The 20,030-nt window shown below is 36.2% G+C and carries 11 protein-coding genes; 2 read left to right on the top strand and 9 right to left on the bottom strand.

The genetic code is table 11. From position 1 onward, the window contains the following. Positions 1-238: 238 nt before the first annotated feature. A complete protein-coding gene (locus RYK07_RS02725) occupies positions 239-1,897 on the bottom strand; it encodes a malolactic enzyme (protein WP_314852295.1) in 1,659 nt (552 codons plus the stop codon). Positions 1,898-2,228: 331 nt separating this feature from the next. Further along, positions 2,229-3,236 (bottom strand): serine hydrolase domain-containing protein, encoded by a 1,008-nt coding sequence (locus RYK07_RS02730; RefSeq protein ID WP_314852297.1) that lies wholly within the window; start codon positions 3,234-3,236, stop codon positions 2,229-2,231. 122 nt (positions 3,237-3,358) lie between these two features. Here RYK07_RS02730 and cysK point away from each other — a divergent pair, with 122 nt between their 5' ends. Next, positions 3,359-4,285, top strand: coding sequence for a cysteine synthase A (cysK, locus tag RYK07_RS02735; protein WP_314852298.1), 927 nt, complete (start codon positions 3,359-3,361; stop codon positions 4,283-4,285). Positions 4,286-4,334: 49 nt separating this feature from the next. Here the strand turns inward: cysK and RYK07_RS02740 are convergent, their stop codons facing one another. From RYK07_RS02740 to RYK07_RS02765, 6 genes are all read right to left on the bottom strand, one after another. Then, positions 4,335-5,516: an aminotransferase class I/II-fold pyridoxal phosphate-dependent enzyme gene (locus RYK07_RS02740; protein ID WP_314852300.1), complete on the bottom strand. Its 1,182-nt coding sequence runs from the start codon at positions 5,514-5,516 to the stop codon at positions 4,335-4,337. Then, positions 5,513-6,007, bottom strand: a complete 495-nt coding sequence (locus RYK07_RS02745; protein WP_314852302.1) for an Lrp/AsnC family transcriptional regulator — start codon at positions 6,005-6,007, stop codon at positions 5,513-5,515. The genes RYK07_RS02740 and RYK07_RS02745 overlap by 4 nt, the downstream gene beginning before the upstream one ends. Before the next feature lie 99 nt (positions 6,008-6,106). Beyond that, a complete protein-coding gene (locus RYK07_RS02750; RefSeq protein WP_314852304.1) occupies positions 6,107-7,231 on the bottom strand; it encodes a hypothetical protein in 1,125 nt (374 codons plus the stop codon). A gap of 430 nt (positions 7,232-7,661) precedes the next feature. After that, positions 7,662-8,987, bottom strand: a complete 1,326-nt coding sequence (locus RYK07_RS02755; protein ID WP_314852306.1) for a C1 family peptidase — start codon at positions 8,985-8,987, stop codon at positions 7,662-7,664. A 129-nt stretch (positions 8,988-9,116) separates the two neighbouring features. Beyond that, positions 9,117-9,515, bottom strand: coding sequence for a transcriptional regulator SpxA (spxA, locus tag RYK07_RS02760; RefSeq protein ID WP_314110647.1), 399 nt, complete (start codon positions 9,513-9,515; stop codon positions 9,117-9,119). Between the two features lie 339 nt (positions 9,516-9,854). Next, on the bottom strand, positions 9,855-10,646 hold the full coding sequence (locus RYK07_RS02765) for a nucleotidyltransferase domain-containing protein (RefSeq protein ID WP_314852307.1): 792 nt from the start codon (positions 10,644-10,646) through the stop codon (positions 9,855-9,857). A gap of 188 nt (positions 10,647-10,834) precedes the next feature. On the opposite strand from RYK07_RS02765, the gene trpS reads away from it, so the two are divergent. Next, positions 10,835-11,830: a tryptophan--tRNA ligase gene (trpS, locus tag RYK07_RS02770; RefSeq protein WP_314852309.1), complete on the top strand. Its 996-nt coding sequence runs from the start codon at positions 10,835-10,837 to the stop codon at positions 11,828-11,830. Between the two features lie 205 nt (positions 11,831-12,035). Here trpS and RYK07_RS02775 read toward each other — a convergent pair whose 3' ends face one another. Continuing rightward, on the bottom strand, positions 12,036-19,871 hold the full coding sequence (locus RYK07_RS02775) for an Ig-like domain-containing protein (protein WP_314852311.1): 7,836 nt from the start codon (positions 19,869-19,871) through the stop codon (positions 12,036-12,038). Positions 19,872-20,030: the final 159 nt, after the last annotated feature.

Below are 20,030 nucleotides of genomic sequence, written 5' to 3' on the forward strand. Positions count from 1 at the left end.
ATCTGTTTTCTTTGATTTTAACATATTACATATACTTAGCATACTTTTGAGTCTTGTTGAATGAGTTTCTTAAGTTTAAACATACTTCTAATGAATAAGAAAAAACACCCTGTGGTATAACCACAGAGTGTCGAAATATTGATATATAAAATATTAACGTTAGGTTTTCTTTCTAAATTACTTAAGTCCACAGCTCATACAAATTTATCGCTATAGAAAGAAAGGCAGCAAAAATGAATTATTTATACTCTGGATACCACTTCAAATCACGAACTGCTTTGGCCATATCTGTTTCCTTAGCGCGTGCAAGACCTTGCTCTTGTGCTTTTTTAGCGACTGCTTCTGCTACTTTAATAGAAACATCTGCTACATACTTGAATGGTGGCAAGACAGGAGCTCCTGGTTGGCCTGGATTGACAATACCACTCAATGAATGCGCCGCTGCTCCAATCATTTCATCAGTCAAAAGACTTGCTTCAGAAGCCAGCATACCTAGACCAAGACCTGGGTAAATCAGGGCATTATTTGCTTGACCAATCACATAGTCTACACCTTTATAAGAAACCGTATCAGCAGGAATTCCTGTTGCGACAAAAGCTTTGCCATCTGACCATTCAATCAAATCTTTGGCACTAGCTTCTGCTAGTTTGGTTGGATTTGACAAAGGGAAAATCATCGGACGTTCTGTGTTTTCACACATAGCTTCTACTATTTCTTTAGTGAAGGTATTAGGCTGAGTTGAAGTTCCTACAAGAATGGTTGGCTTCACAGTCTTCACTACTTCAAGCAGGTCAGTCAACTTATCTGCGTTACTAAAGTCAGCACGTTTCTTAGCAAATGGTTTTTGCTCTGGTGTCAAGTCATCCATGTCATCAAAGAGAAGACCTTGTTTATCAACCATAAAGAAACGTTTATAGGCTTCTTCTTCAGAAAGACCTTCACTTACCATTTCACGAAGAACACGAGAGGCAATTCCTGCACCCGCAGTACCACCACCATAGCAGAGATAAACTTGATCTGTTAATTTTTCACCACTAATATCCAGCGAACCAAAGATACCACCCAAGGTAACGATTCCTGTACCTTGAATATCATCATTAAAGGTCGGAATTTGTTTCCGGTATTTTTCAAGAATATTGGCAGCATTCAAGCGGCCGAAGTCTTCCCAGTGAAGGTAGAGTTTAGGAAAGAGACGTTCTGCTGTTTGAACAAATTGGTCAATGAAGTCGTAGTAACGATCTCCGCGGACCCGTTCGTGACGATTTCCTAAGTAATTAGGATTGTTACGAAGTTCTTCACGGTTAGTCCCTGCATCAATGACTAAAGGAAGGACCATCGAAGGATCGATTCCAGCAGCACCCGTATAGACCATCAATTTCCCAACAGAAATATCGACACCATTTGTTCCCCAGTCGCCAATTCCAAGGATTCCTTCTGCATCTGTTACAACAATGAGACGAATCTCGCGACCCCCGGCAGCGTTTTTCAAAGTAGCTTCAATATTTTCAGGATGATTAATATCAAGATATCCCGCATATTGGGGATCTACAAAGAGATCACTGTAACCTTCAATCGTATCTGCAATGGTTGGGTCATATACAATAGGATTGAATTCTTCCAAATGCTGAGAAAAGAGGTAATAGAAAAGAGTCCTGTTGGTATTAAAAATTTCCATTAGGAAAAGACGTTTTTCCAAATCATTGGTTTTTGTTTTCATTTGTGCATAAGTTTGCGCCGCTTGTTCTTCAATCGTTTGAACATAAGGTGGCAGTAAACCAATAAGCCCTAGTTCCTTTCGCTCCTCTATAGTAAAGGCAGTCCCCTTATTAAGGAATGGATTATTTAAAATATCATGTGCAGTCATAGTGCACCTCCTTTTTTTCTCATATTGTACCACCTAAAATGAATTATTTAAATAAATTAGTTGTTTAAAAAATACAATCATGTAGCCGTTAAGTTTCAAAGTAACTTCTTCCTTAATTTATAAAAAAGCATATTTTTGAGGCATAACAACCTTCCTATGCTAGCATATCAAGAAGTCAGTTTACTATCGTACTCTCATAAACTCCCGTTAAAGCACAAAAGACTTCTTATAGTAGCACGAGTGATAAAAACTGCGTTATGCAGATTTTATCACTGGAAATTTTGAGACCTTAGGCTCAAAATTTAGCCATGAGACCGCAGGGCTGCTGGCGTCCTTCGCTACCATTTCAAGAAGTCTAATTGTACTACGCCTCCCGCTCATAAATCTGAATCAATTCTTCTCGTAATCGATTATAAGACGGCGTATCTTCAAACTGATGGATGCGATTGGTTAACAGAATCATCGCTTGTTTTGTTCTTAAGTTCATTAATACCGTTGTCCCTGTAAACCCGGTATGTCTTAACCAAATTTGTTCATCCACTCGGTCCATATCCCATCCAAGTGAACGCCCTGCTTGTCTCGTCGGTGTCCAGTCCTTCAATAAACTTTGTATCATCTCTGCACTGCAATATTCAAAGTCTCTCAATATCCCGTCATGTAAATATAATTGCACTAAAGTGATACAATCATCCAATGTCGCAAATAGGCCTGCACTTCCACATCTTCTTTGTAAAATACTCGCTTTAGGATCATGCACTTCTCCTTGCAATAATCTTCCACGTCTTTCTTCAAAAGCAGTTGGCACACAAGCTTCACTAGGCAGTGGTCCATATGTTGCTGTAAGGTTCAACGGACGAGCAATTCTTTCATCAAATAAATCTGCTATTGGTTTGCCAAATTCTTTTTCTAAAATAATTCCCGCTAAAACAAATCCTGTATCGGTATATTTTACCGTATGGTGGAATGTTTCTGTCACAGGTAAAATCGATAAAGCTTCAATTAATGCATCTGGAGCTAGTTCATTTCGATTTTCAATATATCCCCATAATCCTGAAGTATGCGTGATTAAATGACGAAGCGTAACTCTTTCATCAGCATTTGGAAACCATTTAGTGATAGGTGTGTCTAAATCAATTTCCTTCTTTTCGACCATTTGTACTAATAAAGTGCTTGTTACAAATGCTTTTGTAACAGAAGCAAGATCATAGAATAATCCATCTTCGACAAGTTTACCATCCGCCTCTTTTGTAAGTGTACCTTCAACTATCTTTTCTACTTCTTCTCCTTCAATAAAAGCAACACTAAATCCTGGATAAACACCATTATCCATTAATTCTTGAATCTTTCCCATTGTTTTCGGATATTTTTTCATAAAAACACCCCTTTCTTTTAAATTTTTCAAGCAAAACTCTTGTTTTTATCAAAATACAGGTCTAAAATACCCCTTAAGCAGCCCTTCAAAGTTGCCCAATAAAATATTTTGGAGGTATCCTTATGTCAAAAAGAGTAAACCATATTACTGAATTAATCGGTAATACACCCCTTGTTAAACTAAATCGTTTAACAGATGCAGATAGTGCAGATATTTACGTGAAAGTAGAAGCGTTTAACGCTGGTGGTTCTGTTAAAGACCGTATCGCACTAAATATTATTGAAACTGCTGAAAGAGAAGGTCAGCTAAAACCAGGAGATACGATTATCGAAGCAACTTCTGGAAACACTGGTGTCGGCTTATCCCTAGTTGGAGCAGCTAAAGGTTATAAAGTTATTACAATTATGCCTGACTCAATGTCTATCGAACGCCGTCAACTAATGACTGCTTATGGTACAGAAGTATTATTAACTCCTGCTGCCGAAGGTTTCGGAGCTGCCGTTCAAAAAGCAGAAGAATTATCTCAACAACCTGGTTATTTCTGGGCAAAACAATTTGACAACCCAGCTAACCCAAGCATTCACTATCAAACAACTGGTCAAGAAATTATTCAAGCCTTCGATGGTGAAACACCTGACGCATTTGTTGCCGGTATTGGAACAGGTGGAACTATTACAGGTGTTGGTCGTGCCTTAAAAGAAAAAAATGCTGCTGTTCAAATTATTGGAGTAGAACCTGAAGAAGCTCCATTTATCTCAAAAGGACAAAAAGGAAAACACCGTATCCAAGGAATTTCCGCTGGATTCTTACCAAGTATTATCGATAAAGAAGTTATCGATGATTTCGAACTAATTACAAGTGAATTAGCGATTGAAACAGCTAAAAAATTAGCTGCTACTGAAGGAATTCTAACAGGAATATCATCAGGTGCTGCAGTTGCTGCGGCATTACGTGTTGCGAAAAAACTTGGAAAAGGTAAAACTGTTGTTGCACTTCTACCTGACACAGGTGAACGTTATTTATCAACAGGTATTTTCAATAAAGAATAAATGTTACATCAAAAAACTCCTGTCATCTTGAAGTGACAGGAGTTTTATTTTAGGAAATTTCACCATTTCTTAATTTATGAATAAAACTTTCTAGACGTTCGATTGCTTTTTTCAAACTATCTAATGAGTAGGCATAAGAAATTCGAACGAATCCTTCTCCACTTTCACCAAAGGCAGATCCCGGAACAACCGCTACACGTTCTTCTTGCACTAATTTCGTCGCAAATTCCTCAGAAGTCATGCCAAATTGAGAAATATTTGGGAAAATGTAGAACGCTCCAAATGGTTCAAAACATGGAATCCCTAATTCTTCCATTTTTTTCAATAAATAACGTCTGCGTTGATTATAACTTTCTCGCATTTCAATCACATCATCATCACAATTTTTCAAAGCATCAATTCCCGCATATTGGCTTGTCGTTGGAGCTGCCATAATCGTAAATTGATGAATTTTAATCATTTGTTTCATCAACACTTCAGGAGCTAGAGCATACCCCATTCTCCATCCAGTCATCGCAAAGGCTTTTGAGAACCCATTGATTAAAACGGTTCTTTCTTTCATCCCTTCAATTTCCACAATACTTACATGACGATTTCCTGTATACGTTAATTCAGAATAAATTTCATCTGAAATCACAACGATATTATGTTTTAAAATTACTTTCGCAATTGCTTCTAAGTCTTCACGACTCATCACTGCTCCTGTCGGATTATTTGGAAAAGAAAGGATGATTGCTTTTGTTTTTGGAGTAATCGCTGCTTCTAATTCTTCCGGTGTTAAACGGAATTGATTTTCCTCTTTTAGAGGAATTCTTACAGGTACTCCATTCGACAACACAATACATGGTAAATATGATACATAACAAGGTTCACAGAAAATCACTTCATCTCCTGGATTTAATAAAGCTCGCATTGCTAAATCAATGGCTTCGCTTCCTCCAATCGTTACAAGAGCCTCCGTCAATGGATTATAAGTAACTCCTTGTTTACGTTCGATATAACGACAAATTTCTTGACGTAATTCTTTCAAACCCGCATTGGCTGTGTAAAAAGTTCTTCCTTTTTGAAGAGAATAAATCCCTTCTTCTCTTACATGCCACGGAGTATCAAAATCAGGTTCCCCTACCCCTAAACTGATGACATCTTCTAATTCATTCGCAATATCAAAAAAACGACGAATTCCAGATGGTTTAATTCCTGTTACTTTATGACTTAATAATGATTCAATCATGGAGTAACCACCATCCGTTTATCTCCAGTCTTTCCAATAAACATTGTGCCATGGTCTTTATATTGTTTTAATACAACATGTGTCGTAGTTGATTGTACTTCATCAATAACAGATAAACGACTAGATACAAACGCGGCAATATCTCTCATTGGTGCTTTTTTCAATTTCACCATAAAATCATATCCACCAGACATTAAATATAAATCTTCCACTTCTGGGAAATGATAAATTTTTTCTGCAATACGGTCAAATCCCATTCCTCGTTGAGGGTTTACTTTTAACTCGATAACAGCAGACACATTCACATCATCTGTTTTTTCCCAGTTAATTAATGTATGATAGCCACAAATGACCTTTTGTTCTTCTAATTCTTTAATTCTACGTTGAACTTCATCTGGTTCAATCGCTAATAAGGTCGCAATTTCTTCTATTGTTAAGCGACTATTTTTTTCGATTAATTTTAAAATTTGTTCATTTACATCTTTGAACATATTTCTTCCTCCTATACTAATTCTCTTCTTGAAGAAATCTATCTTCTCTATTGTATCCTACTTTTCCTAAAAAAACTAATGCTTTATTCGATTTTTCTTTTATTTTCTCGCCCACTTGCTAAAAGCATCTAATGACTGGTGCATAAACTGACGAGATTGCTTTTGAATTTTCTCAAATAACGTTTTCTTTTTCATTGGCACATGGATCACAGGTTTTTGAATGCTTGGTTCTTCAAGTTCTAACCCATGTTTTACGATAAACGCTTGAACTTCTGCATTATGCTTTCCTTGCTTCATACGACTTGCAATTTTCGTTTCCAGTAAAATACTACTTTCCTGAATCGTAAAGGAATGTTCTTTTTTTGATAATAATGCCATCATTTCTATTCCGCTATAACAACAAGCGCTTAGCATCATTGCTAAATAATAAGGTTGTTGATGGACAAAGCATAATTCTTGGTACGATTGGAATTTTCTCTGATGGAGATTTTCCAGCACTTCCATCATTCGAGTAGCTTCAGTTTGATTTCCAAAATAAGTAAAAGCTTTTCCTAAAACTTCCACTATCTGCCTGAGTACTTGACGCGCATCTGTAGAAGCTTGAAAAATACGATTCATTTCTTCTTCCACAGTCTGTTTCGCTAAAGATAGTTTTTTCTTGCAATCAATTTTTTGCAAACTAATAAGAGTCGCTACTTTATTCCCATCTACACATTCTAATAATAAATCCAGCAATTCTTCTAATCCAAACGCTGGAAGGTGTACTGACTCATAGATAGGATAAGGTTTTGCCATAACATTAATAATGCCTTTTACAGGAAGTGATAAATCCACTAATTGGCTTTGAAATTGTTCAGCTTTTGTACCAATGGATTGCGTTAAGGCAATAATTGTTGGGAGATGATTAGCAATTCTGAATAACGATTCTTTTGTTTCCAGCGAAAATTCATCACTAGAACCATTCAGGCAATAAATACATGCATCATAATTGAATGACGTTGGAAGTTCCTGTAATAACGAAACCTCATCCACTTGAAATTGTGGAATATTTTCGTTTTTCTTTAAATCAAATAAAGATTGTATCAACGTTGTTTTTCCAACACCAGCCTCGCTTAACACTAACAGACGATACGTTGGCAATTGTTGCCATTGACTTTCTAGTGCTTCTTGAAAAATGCTTGCCACTTCCACTATTCTCTCTCCCTTCCATAACGCACTTATCATACCATATTCTCCCTAAAAACTCTTGCTTCATAATGGTTAAATTTTTATTAGGATTTTTGAAATGTTAAAGAAAAAAGGCAGAAACTAAAAAAACTTCTACCCGTTTATATCTATTTACTACTTTTTATACGTACTCTAATTATAACACGCAAAAAAGGAAATGACTTTTTATAGTAGCGCAAGCGAGGCTGCTTGCGTCTTTCGCTACAATTCAAAAAGACTTTTCCACCAACTCTTAAACGTTCTCTAATAGGTTAACGCCCCAAGAGAAAAGACTTTCACAGTAGCAAAAATGGTAGAAGCTACTTTACTAGCTTCTACCATTTGGAAAATTTGAGACTTATGGCTCAAATTTTAGCCATGAGATTTGCTTTTGCGAAACTGCTGGTGTCCATTTGCTACTTCAGACAAGTCTTATTCAAAATATATATTAGGCTAACGAGCCCATGGGATCCCATGGTGCTAATACAATTGGTTCAGCATTAAATGCCGCTAATTGCTCAGCTGTTAAGAATTCTTTACGAACTACGATTTGATACGTAAATTCATCCATCCATTCATCTGACATCATCCAGAATCCATCGACCCCAGATTTTTCTCCCCAACTATTTTCTACTTTCCAACGAGTTGGTTTTCCATTTACTAAATCTACCCCAGTTAATACCATGGCATGTGTCATTAAACTTTCTCCATATTCTAAGCGTTCCGCTTTAGAAAGTTTGAAATCTAACCCCAATAAACCTTTCAAATCATAATGATCCATTGCCATCAATCCAGTATCACGTCCTGAGAATTGACCTACATCACAACCAAACCAAATTGATTCGCCTTGTTCTAATTGTTGAATCGCAAGTTTCTTGAAAGTATCCATTTCTACATTTAAGTATTTGACAGGAGTTCCTCCAACAACGTTTCCTAACATTTCAACAGTATAAGAGCGATTATAAGGCTTGTCTGCTGTTGGTGCATTAATAATTGATACATATTGATCTAAATCTAATCCAACAAACTGTTTATAAAATGTTTGTGGTGTTAAATTTTCATAATGATGATATTCTTTATCTTTATCACGATATGAAAAATCAAACACTTCTGGTGGAGTTCCTAAACTGATTGCTAGTAAATCATAGACTTCCTTCATCAATTGTTTACGAACTTCCAAGATTTTTTCTTCAGTAGCTCCCCCTGCTACTAAATCTCTTAAAATCTTCGCATCTTCGCGAAGTTTTTTGTTTAAGTATTTATTCAACTCTCCTGAAGCTGAACTACTAAAACTTTCTGGCATTACTGCCTTTGGTACAACACCGTATTTATTAAAGATGGAAACAATCATATCCCATTGTCCACCATCTTGTTGCGGTGTTTGAAGTAAGAAGGCAACATTACGACTTGTAATGTCTTCATGAGCCGTTTTTAAAATATTCTCATGGAAGAAATTCGCCTTCTCATATTTATCCCAGAAAAAAGTATAGCTTTGAGAAAGTTCAAATTCCTCTAGCTTAAACTCATTAAAGATTTTATGACGGAACGTGTTTAGTGCAGCAAACATCCAACATCTCCCAGATTGTTTTTGGTTTGCCACCTTTCCATGTTCCAAATCAATGGAATAAACAGGTGGGTTTTTCACGATGGCTTCTACATTTTGGCTAGAAGCGTGAATCCCATTTTTCACAGTTGCATGTTGTGCAACTTTCTTTTGTCCGTCAGCTTGAAATTTTTGACGGAACTCATCAGTCATGTCTTTTGTTAAAAACATATACTCATCTCCTTTTCCTTTTGTATTCTACATCATACTCCTCTTATGCTATTTCTTTCAAGTGAAAAGAGAGTATTTTAATAAAAACTAAAATAAAAACACTGTAGAAATTTCTACAGTGCCTCATTCTTAAAAATTCACTAATCTTTGTGCTTGATCTAATTCAAAAGCTCTTACTTCACGAGGTAAGAAACGACGAATTTCATCTTCGTTATATCCTACTTGGAATCTCTTTTCATCCAACATAATTGGACGACGTAACAAACCTGGGTTTTCTTGAATTAAAACAAATAATTGATTCAAAGGAACTTCATCTAAATCTAAGTTTAATTCTTGGAATGCCTTTGAACGTGTTGAAATAATCTCTTCTGTTCCATCTTCCGTCATACGTAAAATGTTTTTAATTTCATCAATTGTTAATGGTTCAGAGAAAATATTTCTTTCTGTATATGCGATAGTGTGTTCTTCTAACCATGCACGTGCTTTACGGCATGAAGTACAACTTGGTGATGTATATAATGTAACCATAAAATCGCTCCTTCTCGATGAGCTAGTTTAGATGGGCTCATCACGCTTTATATTATATATTATTTTTAGAATAAAATCTATACAATTTTCGTAATTTTTTAAAATTTTCACAAATTATTTTTTTAAGATTCTCTAAACCTATTTCATTAAAATACGATTATTTCAAGGCTTAATCTTTTCTTAAGATTTGTCAAGCAATATCCTTTTTCACATTTCCGTTTTATTCCGATAAGAAGCCCTTTTCTCAACTTATTTACAACCATTTTTCAGAAGATTTTTCACCACTTATTCTAAAAATTTATCAAAATAACCTATTTTATGAAGGAAACCCACTTATGATTAATCACACTCTTCCACTAATGTTCTAAGATGAATTAATAGAGTATTCAATGCTTTTACCGACTCCTCTTGCTTACCAGGTTGGTAAAGAGATTGAAAATAAACTTGAATATTCATCTCAAAATCTTTTGGTAAATGAGTACATCGTTCTTTAGCAAACTGTAACATACGTTTTTCACCTGGATGAAGTTGTTCATTAATCGCAAACAATAAATCAAAATAAGACGCAAAAAATTCGCTACTTCGATGATTCATACTTAATAAATCTTGACGCTTCATCGCTTTTTGAATTTGTTTAGAAAAAGCTGGCATCCCTTGTTCTAGTAATAAGAGTTGTTTACTAATGATATTTCTCTTCAACTCGGCTGGATAAGGTACCTGATATTTACTCTTTAACTGAGCATAGCGCCCGTCTTTGTCGTAGAGAATTTTACTGTGCATGACATTATACCACATACAGGTTGTATAAGAATTTTGAGCTTGATGATTCAAAATTACGTTTTCTAACTCTTTATCAAAACTATCTAGTAAACGATAGATCAATTCAATCTCTATCCCATTCTTTAAAACACAATCATCCTCTAATTCCCAAAATTGATTGCCAATTTCTATATAGGAACAGTACTTACTAAGAATTTCTTTTCTAACCCCTTCACTTATTGGTGCTGTTAAATAGACATATACATCGTAATCAGAATCTTTATCATAATTCTCTCTTGCTCGTGAGCCTCCTAAAACAATCGCTTCTACTTGCTCTAATTGTTCTAATTCTTTAAAAAGATTTTCTGGCATATTTATGTGCCTCCTTTTATTTCTATCAAAAATTTGAAAACTAAGCATATGATAACAGATTTTTTCTGCGAGAAGCACTACATTTGCTTCTCTTATGATGAGCCTAACAAAAACATAATTTTTTGTGTTAATTTTTCAAAAATACGGTATAATAAGACTAATTCATTGAATTTTAAAGGAGAATACAAATGACTAAAAAGAAAATTTTCTCTGGAGTACAACCTTCAGCAATTCCAACCATTGGAAACTACATTGGTGCGATGAAAAACTTCGTTGCCTTACAAGACGAATATGACTGCACATACTGTATCGTAAACCAACATGCGATTACAGTTCCACAAGACCCTAAAAAATTAAAAGAACAAACTCGTTCCCTTGCTGCATTATACTTAGCAATAGGATTAGATCCTGAAAAATCTACGATCTTCGTTCAATCTGAAGTTCCAGCACATGCTCAAGCTGCATGGATTGTACAATGTAATGTCGGTGTTGGCGAATTAGAACGTATGACACAATACAAAGATAAATCACAAAAACAGCAATCAGTATCAGCAGGTTTATTAACTTACCCACCATTAATGGTAGCAGACATTGTTTTATACAATGCTGAAGTTGTTCCTGTTGGAGAAGACCAAAAACAACATATGGAATTAACACGTGACTTCGTCGCTCGTTTTAACAGCCGCTATGGAAATGGGAATGAATTATTAAAAATGCCAGAACCATTTATTCCAAAAGCTGGTGCACGTGTGATGAGTTTACAAACACCTACGAAAAAAATGAGTAAATCAGATGCAAACGTAAAAGAATACATTAGCATGTTAGATGAACCAGCAACCATTCGTAAAAAAATTAAGAGTGCTGTAACGGATTCAAGTGGTATCATTGAATACAACCCAACTGAAAAACCTGGAATTTCGAATCTTTTAACAATCTTTAGCGCATTTTCAAACCGTAGCATTGAAGATTTAGTAGAGACTTATAAAGACTCAGGTTACGGCGCATTTAAAACTGATTTAGCAGAAGCAATCGTAGCAGTAATGGAACCAATCCAAGAACGTTACTATGAATTACTAAACTCTAAACAATTAGATGAGATTTTAGATGAAGGAGCTAAAAAAGCAAACGCTGTTGCTTCTAAAACTCTTCGTAAAATGGAAAAAGCTGTCGGCTTTGCAAGATAATGTATTAAACAAGTTTTCTAGTTACTGGAAAACTTGTTTTTTTTCGTTTTAAAAACATCTTTACATTATTTAGATATTATTTCCTTCTTTCTTCATAACAGCCTTAGAATCTAATTTTCGACTGAAAAACTACCTGCCCCACTTCATAGTAAAAAGCACTCTCGAAACCGAGAGTGCTTTTTGCATTATCTTTTAGAATAAGAGATTACTCTTCTTCTTTTTTAGATTTTCCTGAAAATACAAGACCTAATCCTGAAAGGATTGCACTTGCTGCTGCGCCAAAGATTGCTACTTCTTGACCTGTTCCTGTTTGTGGTAATTCTTGACGAACTACTTTTTCTTGTGGAGCTGGTGCTGGAGTTGCAACTTTACGATAAATGTGACGTACATTGCCGTTTGCATCTTTTTCAGTTCCTACAATTTCATATCCTGGGATATCTTTACTTGGTTGTTCACCATTTTCATCTGGAGTAATTTTTTCTCCATTTTCGTTTACAAATGATGTTACCACTTTTTCTTGTGGAGCTGGTGTTTCAACTTTACGGTAAGTATGACGTACATTGCCGTTTGCATCTTTTTCAGTTTTCACCAATTCATATCCTGGGATTTTCTCACTTGGATGTTCCCCATCTTTAGTTGGACGGATTGGGTTACCATTACCATCTACATAAGAAGTGATTTTCTTCTCAACTGCTGGAGTTGGAGTAGGCGTAGGTGTTGGTGTTGGTACTTTTTCGTAGACATGTTCAGTATCTCCATTTGGAAGTTTCTTAGTTTCTACGAAGCGGTAGCCTGGGATATCTTTCTTAGGTTTTTCACCTTTTTCAACTGGAACTCCCTTGATTTCATTTCCATCTTTGTCTTTATAGAATGTTCTTACTTGTTCATAGATGTGACGAGTATTTCCATGCTCATCAGTGATTGTTTCTTTATATCTGTATCCTGGAATATCTACCTTAGGTTGTTCTCCATCTTTACTTGGGAATCCTGGAATTTCTTTACCATTTTCATCTACATAGTCTGTACCTGGACGAACTGTTGGAGTGTAAGTCGCAGAGATTGTTTTTCCTGCTTTATCTTTTCTTACAACAGTTACACCTTCTCCTGTTCCTACGTAATCTTTTTCTGGAGTGAATGTTACTTTACCATCTTTATCGATAGTATAAGTTCCTTCTCCTTCAACAACCATCTTAGTTGATCCATCAGCAAATGTTGGTGGTACATTTAAATCTACGTCTCCTGTAAATTCTGGCGTATCTGATTGAGGAGCATTCTTAGGTCCTTCTGTAGCTTTGTCTTTAGTTGCTGTTACTGGTGTTACTGTTGGAGTGTATTTAGCCGTTACTTCTGTTCCGTTCTTATCTACACGTTGTACAGTTACTCCTGTAGCTGTTCCTAGGAATTCTGGTTCTGGTGTGAATGTTACTTCTCCAGTCTTAGGATTAATTTTGTATGTTCCTTCTCCTTCAACTGTTACAGAATCAACTGGATCACCTGACTTAGGATCGATTAATTTCGCTGGTTCGTCAGTATTAATTTCAACAATTTCTTCTTTTCCATTGATTTTCACTGATCCACCTTCAAATACTGGTGTTCCTGTTTGTGGTTGACCTTTTGGTCCTACTGATGTCTTATCTTCTCCAGTTGGCGTTACTGGCACTACTTTTGGAGTATACTTAGCTGTTACTGGCGTTCCATTCTTATCAACACGTTGAACTTCTACACCTTCTCCTTTTCCAGTAAATTGTGGTTCTGGTTGGAATTTAACTTTACCATCTTCAATTGTGTATGTTCCTTCTCCAGGAATTACTACTGGTTCATCAGTTGGTTTTCCTGTTTCTGGATCAATTAGTTTAGGTGCTTTTGTTTCATCAATCTCAACAATTTTTGGTACACCATTAACCGTTACTGTTCCACCTTTGAATTCTGGTAATCCTGTTTGTGGTTTACCTTGAATATCTTTAGATTTAGCTGGTGTTGCTGTTGGAGTTACACCTTTAACTTTAGGTGTGTAGCTTGCTTGAACTGTTGTTCCGTTTGTATCTTGACGTTGAACAGTTACTCCTGTTGCTTGTCCTGTAAATTGCGGTTCTGGTGTGAATGTTACATTACCATCTTCATCGATAGTATAAGTTCCTTCATCTTTCACTGCAACTTTATCAGTTGGTTTTCCTGTTTCTGGATCGATTAATTTGGCAGGTACTGTTTCATCAATCGGAACTTCTTTATCTCCACCTTTAAATACTGGTTTCCCTGTTTGAGGTACACCTTGTACATCTTCTGATGTTACGTCTTCTCCTGTTGGTTTAACTGGAGTTACCGTTGGAGTGTATTTAGCTTTTACAGTTGTACCATTTGTATCCTCACGTTGAACTTCTACACCTGTAGCTGTTCCTGTAAATTGTGGTTCTGGTTGGAATTTAACTTTTCCATCTTCGATTGTGTATGTTCCTTCTCCATCTACTACAACTTTATCAGTTGGTTTTCCTGTTGTTGGATCAATTAGTTTTGGAGCTTTTGTTTCGTCAATCGGAACAACTTTCTCTTCACCGTTAACCGTTACTTTTCCACCTTTGAATTCTGGTAATCCTGTTTGTGCTTTACCTTGAACATCTGTTGTTTTAGCTGGTGTTGCTGTTGGTTTAACAGGTTTGATAGTAGGTGTGTAAGTAGTTTTCACTGGTGTTCCGTTTGTATCTTTTGCTTCAATTGTTACAGGTGGAACTGGACCTACATATGTTTTATCTGTCGGTGTATAAACAGCTACTGGATCTTTACCTTCTTCTTTTACAAGAGTATACTTACCGATGACTTTAGTTGGATCTTTTGGATCTTTTACAACTACTTCATCAGTTGGTTTTCCATTTTCACCTACTAATGTAACTGAACCTGGATTAATCGGAACTGGATCTGATTTAATTTTGTTTCCAACTGGATCTTCTAAATCTGCAGTTCCACCTTTGAATGTAATTGGTTGTTTTTGAGTTGCACCTTGTACATCCGTTGATTCAGCTGGCTTAGCCGTTGGTTTAACCCCTACGATTACTGGAGTATAATCAGCTGTTGCCGGTGTATTGTTTTTATCAACACGTTGAACTGTTACTGGTTGTACTGGGCCTACATATGATTTATTCGTTGGCGTGAATTTCACTACTCCTGTAGTCGGATCTAAAGTATACTTACCAATTACATTTCCTTCTGGATCTTTCGCTGGAAGTTCATTTGAAGGAACAGGTTGCTTCGTTACTGGGTCAAGTAATGTTGCTGGAGCATCGTAATTAATCGGCACTGCTTTATTTCCTGGTTTGAAGTAAGGTTTACCATTTTGTTCTTGACCTTGCACGCCTGTAGTCACATTATCGAATCCTTCTGGTACTACTGGTTTAACAATCGGTGTGTATTTCGCAGTAGCTGGTGTTCCATTTGTATCAACACGTTTTACAGTTACACCTTTAGCTACTCCTGTAAATTGTTCTTCAGGTTGGAAGTGAACTGTTCCATCTGGATCTACTGTATATGTTCCTTCTCCTGGTACTACTTTTTCAGTTGTTCCATCTTCGAACGTCGCAGGTACTTTGTCGTCGATTGGGAATTCATTGTCCCCTGGGGTAAAGACTACTTTACTTTGTTGAGGTTTTCCTTGAAGGTTTGTAGTAGTTTTATCTTGTCCTTCTGGTACTACTGGAGTCACAGTTGGAGTATAAGTTGTTTCAACTTTTGTTCCATTTTTGTCTGCCGCAGTTACTTTAGCTGGGTCTGGTGTTCCAGTAAAGTCTTTATTTGGTTGGAATGTAATCACTCCAGTTTCTGGATCTAGAGTATATGTACCTACTTCTTTTCCATCTTTAAGAGCTGGCATTGTTGTTACTTCATTACCATTTGGATCTACTAGTTTGATTGTTGACTTATCGATTGGTGCTGATTTGTCACCTTCTTTGAACATTGTAGTCGCATCTTGAGTTTGTGGTCTACCTTGTTTTCCTGAAGTTTCTTTAGGTTCTGCAGTTGGTTCTACAGCTTCAACTTCCGGAGTGTAATCCCCACTAGATGTAACTTCAACTTTATTTCCTTCTGAGTCAGTCGCTGTTACCGAAACTTTAACCTCTACTCCTTGTGCTTTACCTTTGAATGTTGGTTCTGGTGTGAATGTTACTTTACCATCTTTATCAATTGTATATGTTCCTTCTCCTGGTACTACAACTTTACCTTCTTCATCAGCACCTTCTAGTGAGTACTTAGCTGTAGACCAGTCTACATTTGTACCATCTGGAGTATTAGTTGCTGTGTTTAATTCAGAGAAACGCTCTTTACCTGTTTTAGATTCTTGAGGTTGTCCTTGTTTTCCTTTTGTTTCATCATTCGATGGTTTAACACCGTATACAGTTGGTGTATAAGTAGTTGAAGATTCTACTACTACTGGTTTTCCATCATCTCCTGTTAACGTTACATTAGCTGAAACTGTTAATGGTTTAGCCGTACCGATAAATCCTGGAGCTGGTGTGAAGTTCACTTTACCTGTGTTTTCATCAATTTCATAAGTACCTTCACTTGTAGTTACAGAACTTGCTTTTTTACCTGATACTGGATCAACTAGTTTGTAGTCAGATACTTCTGCATCATTTGGTAAACCAGTCTTGAATCCTTTTTCCATTGAATCAGTTTGTTCTTGTCCTTCTGCTCCAGAAGATTTTTCAGGTTTAGAAACTACGATGTAGTAAGTTGTTTCTGCAACTGCATCTTCTGTAACTTCTCCTGAGTCTGTTTTTCCTACTGTTGGAGTTGTTACAACACCGTTTGAATCAACAGCTCTTACTGTTACTTTGTAACTTCCATACTCACCTAGAGTATATGCTGCGATTTCTGGGTTTGCTAAGTTTTTCTCAGCTGCTGTTTTCAATGCTTCACGAGCTGTTTCTACAGCTTTTTCAGCTGCAAGAGCTTCATCACGAGCTGATTTCACTTTTGCTTCTACATCAGGTAATGCTGCTGCCGCTTTATCTAATTCTGCTTTTAGTGATGCTTGTTGTTCTTTTGCCGCATTTAATTTCTTCTCAGCTAAATCTCTCGCTGTTGGTGAAATTGTACGAAGATTTAAATCGTCTAATGCTTTTTGTGCGTCCTCTACAATTCTATCTTGACGGTCTACTAATTCTTGAATTTTCGCTAATTCATTTGCTGTACCTTGAGCATTTGCAACAGCTTCTGCTGCCGCTTTTGTTTTTTCTGCTGCAGTACGTTGTGCTTGAATAAATGCTTTTTCTTCAGCATCAGCTAAGTTGAATTCTTTTTTAGCTCCACTTGGTGAAGTTACCGTTAATTTAGTTTTAATTGTTTCAGATTGAGCATCATCTGACTCATCATCAATTTTATCTTCAAATGCTACATTTGCTTTTGGTGATTTCAATAAGTCTACAGAGTTTCCTTGTGTATCTGCGTAACTTGTTGATGTTCCAGTTGGTTTATCATTTTGAATAGAAGCTACATCTGTTCCAGTTGCTTCACGGAAAGCTACATATCCTTTAAATCCTGAATCTGTAGAAATCTTCCATCCAGCATTTGATTTTTCAGCAGTAACTGTAGAACCATCAGAAGCAGTCCATGTGTTTGTTACTGAATCATAAGTTACAGTAACAGTAACTCCTTTTGTATCAGCTGTTTGTGCTTTTGGTAATGCAGTAACTGTACGAGTTATATCTCCTACTGCTGTTACTTCACCATTTTTACGAATTTCAGCAATTTTTTCTGTTAAAGTAGCTGCTGAAGATGTTGTATTCCATGTACGAGTGAATTCGTAAACGATGTAATCCACACTACCATCTGCTTTTGCATCTGTATAAACACGACGTTCTGTTAATGTTGTAGTTCCATCTCCATTGTCTTTTAGTACATATGCATCTTCATTTGCAAGAGCATATTTACCAGTTGCGCTATTAAATGTAGCTGTATATTCTTTATTATTTGCATCTTTTACTTTCACAACTTCACGTTGTAAGTCCGCACGAACTTTATCAGTAGTTGCTTTAGCTACAATACTATCTACCCCAACATATTGTGTAGAATCTGAAGTTACTGGAAGAACGAATTTTGAAGGTGCTGTTGCTGAAGCATCTCCAAGTTGATCTCCTTCTTTTACAGCTGTATTAGTAGTTCCTGCAGCTACAGTCCATTTACCGTCTTTTACTACTAATTTTGTAACTGTTCCATCTGGCATTGTGATTTCTGCTTTATTAGCACCGTTAGAAACAGATACTGGAACTTTTGTTGCATACGCTTCAACATTAGATACAGTAATTTTTGGAGCTACTGCAATTGTAATATTTTCATGAGCTTCTTGACCATACATATTCCAATCCTGATTTTTCGCATTGGTTGTATTATTATAGTCTTTGGCGTAAACATTTGCTGTATAAATTCCAGCTTCTGACGCTGTTCCTGTAATATCTCCAGTTTTTGGATTATAATTTAATCCTGGTACAACATCATTTATCGAAGTTTTACTTCCCGTATAATTACCATTTAAGGCTGTGTGGGCTGTGACAGTTTGTGGTCCGTTCTCGGTATTTACTTTAGATCCATCAACTGCAGTAAAAGTTGCTCCATTCGTGCCTCCAGGAGCAGTTTTTGAACCGGCAACAACTTTTTCTCCATTACTTCTGTATACATAATCAGCTCTTTCATCACGAGTCATTCCATCGTTATCAACATATTTAATATTATGATTGACTTGGTCGCCTATTGTTACTAATTTTGATTTTCCTTGAATAACTGGTGCAGATGAATCTTGCCATCCTATCCATCCAGCTGTTAAGTCTCTGAAAGTAACTTGCTGAGTAGCTCCATCTTTCTCTACAGTTACAATATAGCGCATGTCATATACACCGTTTTGAAGAGTAGATGCTACGTATCCTTCTACAGTATCTGTTTTTTCATTATATCCTGTACCAGGAACTAAGTTACTTAGTTTGATATCTTTAATTTTATATCCCGCAGCTTCTGCTTCCGGTGATAAAGTGAAACGTTTTTTAGCATCAGTGATATAGACGTAGTGATTGCCTTGTTCATATGTGTATCCATAAATTTCTGTAGCTAAGTATTCGTAAGAACCACCTGCACCCCATATTGTATTCCCATTAGTTTTTCCTGTAGCACGAAGTTTCCCTTTCCATAGAGCAGCTTCACGACCAAGTTTCTGAGCTTCTGTTTTTGATAAAGGAATATCAGTACGACCACTTATCCCTGCTTGTCCACTATTAGCCGCAGGCACATCTGTATTGTCTGATTGATATCCATGAACATAAATTTTAAAATCATTATTTCCATCTAATACTTTATAAGATTTACCAGTCGCTCCATCAAACTCGCCATTTTCTTTTCTTAACTCTGTAGAGGCTGCTGTATATCCTTCATTAGCTGAACGTAATTGTGATCCTTTTTCTTCAATCTCTTTTCCATTACGCTCATCATGTGAGCCTGTATTTTCAATTGAGTTTGAGTCAGATTTTTTCTCTGTGTTTTCAGCTTTCTTTCCGATAGTTGGTTGACCATTTGTAGTATCTACAGCTGGTGTTTCTTTTTTCTCAACTGGTTTATTTTTTAATTTTGATGATACAGTTGTCACCAATTTGCTATAAGCTGCTTTTAATTCAGCTTGAGTTGTTGCATTTACTACTGTAGATTTAGCTGCTGCTAATTCTGATTGTAATAATTGAAGAGACTCTTCTGTTTTATTAGCATATTTTCCATCTGCTAATTTTGTTTCAACTTCAGCAATATATCCTACTAATTCAGTTTTATCTAAAGCTGGTGTTTCAACTTTTGCTTCGGCAGGTTTCACTATTTTTTCAACAGTATCCTCTGCTTTTTTCTCTTCTGTTGCTGGTGTTTCAGGTTTAGTTGGAGTAGCTTCGTTCGCTAATACTGCCCCACTTCCTAAGAAAAACAATCCACTTGCAATCATAACACTAGCGACACCTTGGCTAAACTTACGAATGCCATATCGCTGGAATTGCTTCACTGGTTGTTGGTTATTGTTTTTTCCCATATTTACACCCCTTTATCATAATTTTTATTTCTTTTCCACATATTTTCTGATTATCCTCATTTTTTATCTACGAAAAAATATTTATTTTTAGATAGTTCTTACCTATTCTAGATAATCAAATTCATTTTAATAGTTATTATGAAAAACTGCAAGCGAATT

This window comes from uncultured Granulicatella sp. (assembly GCF_963528315.1).
Classification (GTDB): Bacteria; Bacillota; Bacilli; order Lactobacillales; family Aerococcaceae; genus Granulicatella.

Excerpts from the sequence above, each read along its gene's own strand:
- RYK07_RS02730 (WP_314852297.1), bottom strand. The coding sequence starts at position 3,236 with ATGAAAAAATATCCGAAAACAATGGGAAAGATTCAAGAATTAATGGAT.
- cysK (WP_314852298.1), top strand. The coding sequence starts at position 3,359 with ATGTCAAAAAGAGTAAACCATATTACTGAATTAATCGGTAATACACCC.
- RYK07_RS02740 (WP_314852300.1), bottom strand. The coding sequence starts at position 5,516 with ATGATTGAATCATTATTAAGTCATAAAGTAACAGGAATTAAACCATCT.
- RYK07_RS02745 (WP_314852302.1), bottom strand. The coding sequence starts at position 6,007 with ATGTTCAAAGATGTAAATGAACAAATTTTAAAATTAATCGAAAAAAAT.
- RYK07_RS02750 (WP_314852304.1), bottom strand. The coding sequence starts at position 7,231 with ATGATAAGTGCGTTATGGAAGGGAGAGAGAATAGTGGAAGTGGCAAGC.
- RYK07_RS02755 (WP_314852306.1), bottom strand. The coding sequence starts at position 8,987 with ATGTTTTTAACAAAAGACATGACTGATGAGTTCCGTCAAAAATTTCAA.
- spxA (WP_314110647.1), bottom strand. The coding sequence starts at position 9,515 with ATGGTTACATTATATACATCACCAAGTTGTACTTCATGCCGTAAAGCA.
- RYK07_RS02765 (WP_314852307.1), bottom strand. The coding sequence starts at position 10,646 with ATGCCAGAAAATCTTTTTAAAGAATTAGAACAATTAGAGCAAGTAGAA.
- trpS (WP_314852309.1), top strand. The coding sequence starts at position 10,835 with ATGACTAAAAAGAAAATTTTCTCTGGAGTACAACCTTCAGCAATTCCA.
- RYK07_RS02775 (WP_314852311.1), bottom strand. The coding sequence starts at position 19,871 with ATGGGAAAAAACAATAACCAACAACCAGTGAAGCAATTCCAGCGATAT.